This window comes from Cognatundibacterium luofuense, assembly GCF_018139685.1.
Classification (GTDB): Bacteria; Pseudomonadota; Gammaproteobacteria; order Burkholderiales; family Burkholderiaceae_D; genus Undibacterium; species Undibacterium luofuense.
In genome coordinates, this window is sequence record NZ_JAGSPN010000175.1 from 1 (window position 1) to 431 (window position 431).

1 pseudogene is annotated in these 431 nt (G+C 59.9%); it reads right to left on the minus strand.

The annotated features are described in order from the left end of the window. Positions 1–431: pseudogene (locus KDM89_RS19895) on the minus strand (bifunctional DNA primase/helicase); the annotation flags it as partial.

Genomic DNA, 431 nt, shown 5'->3' on the forward strand with positions numbered 1-431 from the left:
TACCAGGCCGAGGGCGTCAGCGATCGCCAGCATCTGTGCATGCGTCTCTGCCAGGCGCGGCATCTTGACGTGCGGGCTTTGGCGCAGCTCTTTGAGGTAGATCGGCGTTTTGGCGCTGATCATTTCCATGATCGCCTTCTCACGCTTGGTGGCGGCCAGAATGAAGCCAGAGACGTTCTCGACCGACATGTACTTCAGCTGGTCTGCCGCCTCGCCGGATTCGGCGGTCTGGGTTGAACGGTCGAAATACAGATGCACTATCCGCGACAGGATTGCTTCCGAGGCGTTGACTGGGTTGTTCTGGCTGATCACGATCGCGCCACGGAACGGCGGCTCGTAAGTCTCGTTACCGCCGGTTGCCATGCCCCTGGCGCGGGTGCTGCGGCCGTTGTAGGCGGTTTTCAGTTCATCCCAGTCGAATGACTTGATGT